Annotated in this window: 4 protein-coding genes and 1 pseudogene; 2 read left to right on the top strand and 3 right to left on the bottom strand. The window is 45.1% G+C overall.

Translation table 11 applies throughout. The features are described from left to right. The coding region (locus LLF78_01975; protein ID MCE5201268.1) for an IS3 family transposase at positions 1-899 on the top strand (899 nt) is incomplete at its 5' end. A gap of 23 nt (positions 900-922) precedes the next feature. Here LLF78_01975 and LLF78_01970 read toward each other — a convergent pair. Further along, positions 923-1,174, bottom strand: coding sequence for a hypothetical protein (locus LLF78_01970; GenBank protein ID MCE5201267.1), 252 nt, complete (start codon positions 1,172-1,174; stop codon positions 923-925). Positions 1,175-1,319: 145 nt separating this feature from the next. Between LLF78_01970 and LLF78_01965 the strand changes: the two are divergent. Beyond that, positions 1,320-1,469, top strand: a pseudogene (locus LLF78_01965) (IS3 family transposase). 103 nt (positions 1,470-1,572) lie between these two features. Here the strand turns inward: LLF78_01965 and LLF78_01960 are convergent. Beyond that, the gene (locus LLF78_01960; GenBank protein MCE5201266.1) at positions 1,573-2,109 is read right to left on the bottom strand and encodes a hypothetical protein; all 537 of its coding nucleotides are present in this window, start codon (positions 2,107-2,109) and stop codon (positions 1,573-1,575) included. Positions 2,110-2,563: 454 nt separating this feature from the next. Further along, positions 2,564-2,743: YeeE/YedE family protein (locus LLF78_01955; protein MCE5201265.1), on the bottom strand; the 180-nt coding region annotated here is incomplete at its 5' end.

The raw sequence follows: 2,743 nt of genomic DNA, 5'->3' as shown, positions 1-2,743 counted from the left end.
GCTCAAAAAAAAATATAACGAAATCTTTGGTCCCGAAGGAGCGACTAAAACTAGTTTCTACAGAAAACAAAAAGCTGACGGTTAAGAGACAGTGCGAACTGATCGAGGTGAATCGCAGCAGCGTTTACCGCAATCAAAGCCAGGAACTATCCGATCCGACACACGGAGAGTCTGCGGAAAACCTGGACATCATGAAAATCATTGATAAGACACATATGGCGAAACCAGCCTGGGGATATCGCAAAATGACTGACTACCTGCGAAATCATTACGGCTGCAAAGTCAACAGGAAACGCATACGCCGCCTGATGCGGCTGATGGATATTATCGCGTTATATCCGGGGCCTAACCTGAGCAAAAAGTATCACGCACAATATGTACGGCCATATCTGTTGCGCAATCTGATGATCGATCATGAGGATCAGGTCTGGGGTGTGGATATAACCTATCTGCCGTTTAAGAAAGGTTTTCTGTACTTGTTTATCATCATCGACTGGCATACTCGCGGGATCGTAGACTATGAGATCAGTTACACATTGGAAAAGGAATTTGTATTAAGATGTCTCCATCGTGCTCTCAGCCACCGTAAACCGGAGATTATCAACTCCGACCAGGGCAGCCACTTCACAAACCAGGCCTACCTGGATCTGATGGAGAGCAACGGAGTGAGGATATCAATGGACGGCAAAGGCCAGGCGTTGGACAATGTTCGCACAGAACGTTTTTTTCGCAGCTTGAAATACGAGGATATCTACATCAACGAGTACATCACACCAAAGGAGATGATCGCAGCCGTCAACAAATACATTTATGACTACAACACGATCCGCCCCCATGCATCGCTGGGGGGACTTACTCCCGATGCTTTTACCCGGCAACAAAAGACCCAAGCAGCCTAATGAAAGGAGTTATTCGGATCATCTTAAATTCTGTGTCTTGACATTGGGGGGCACTTTATTTTGCCTTTCAATGCATAAGCTTTTGCAGAAATACAATTTTCACAGCGCATATTTTTATTCCATACGCTGTAACATTTATAAGGCTGTTCTTCTATTCTACCGTCATCAGATAATAAATATTGAGTTACCATTGATACGTCAACAAGTCTCACAATATTAAATATCTTTTTCTGAACCGACATAAATACCAACAGTTCCTCCATTGAAAAAATCATTCCGGTTTCTCTCCTTAGCATTCATGTCCAAAAATCACAAAACAAACATATTAAGACGGTCTTCTCTTTTTTATAAAGAGAGGCTATATTCTATCTTAAATTTATAAATATTCCCAGCAGTTTGTCGGATTTAATTTCAGGATCAGGACTTATATGCCATTCTGACAGAGGAAGCCGGTATGCGAGTTATAAAGTCGAACTGATCTGTGGCCGGGCCTATTTTACAAGGCATCAGGCAGAGCATGGCATATTCGAGTATATTGAAATTTATTACAACAGATATCACTTACACGCCGATACCTTTAGGCGATGGCATCGCCACTTCGCGTGGTGTTCTCAATGCCGCACTTCGCTGTTGTGCCCCATCGGCTCGCGCGGCAGGTCCACTGCCGCTTATCTTACTTTCTGTACTTCCACTTGTCCTTTGCCCAGAATTCGCCGTTTACTCCGTATTTGTCCTCGTCAAGGAATACTCCTCCAAAGCTTATGTTGTACCTGGCTCCTCCGAACAAGCCTTCGACGAGCAGTTCAAGAACATTCCTGTCAGATCTAATAATCCTGCTATTGTAGGTCCTTCCGAATATGTCCCTTATCACTATCTGTTCATTCTTATCCCAACGGATATTTTGTCCGTAATGTTTTCCCGGATTGCCCGGCCTTCCCGGGTATCCCGGATATGGGGGATAACCGTATCCGTCTGGGTAACCGAAGACGATCAGCAGGTTGCCTCCCTGCGTGTATCTCATCTCGCGGATAACAACGCCGTCTCTCTTCTCCTGCTGTTCGGGTGCCTGCCATACAGGACCGTTCTGCTGGCTCTGCTTTGGCATATCCTTCTTTTCCTTAGGAGCGGCAATGGCTGTCCCCGAAAGAAGAAGGAACGCGGCAATCAGGGCCAGTGTCTTCCTTGTCCTCTGTAAGCGTTCATTTCTCATACAGATCCCTCCGGTTCGTAAAATTTGCATTTCATAATTTCTACCTTATTATCATAACCCTGAAATGTGGAGATTTTATGTGAAAGAGCAGATAAGTGCGGCATGAAAATGCCGCGGGAGTCTGAGGTAGACCTGCTTGACAGGCCTACTCCTTCCCCGCCGGTGATAATAATGTACTGCCGGACACCGCCTTCGCTGGCGCAATGAAGATGATGGGTGTTGGAAGCTATACCCAAACAGTGTTTGGCATGCGGTACTCCGCTGAGGACATCATTAAGCATGAATCCAGCCCCTAGGAAATTTCTCTAAAAGACGCAGCTTCCGTTGTAATGATCTTTCTTGATGCCGTTACGGCAGGCGGAGATTCGAAGACAAGATCCGCCATATAACCAGCCGAAAACATAGCTGTGATGTACACTGTAATTTTTGGGCGATAGTAATTTGATACTATTTTTTACAGGCCTTTTTTCTCAAACCAACGAAACAGCAGCAATGTTAATAATATTAATGTAACGATAACCAGCCAGTGATTTATGCCGAGAACTTGGGGAATCGTAATTTTGCCATAGTCTCCCCAGGTCAGTACCGTCCTCTGTAAATAAGGAAAGGTTTCCGCATATATCCCTGCACCGAC

The organism is Synergistaceae bacterium (assembly GCA_021372895.1).
Classification (GTDB): Bacteria; Synergistota; Synergistia; order Synergistales; family Synergistaceae; genus JAJFTP01.
Note: the sequence above shows the minus strand (reverse complement) of the source record. Positions and strands in the feature narration are given on the sequence as shown.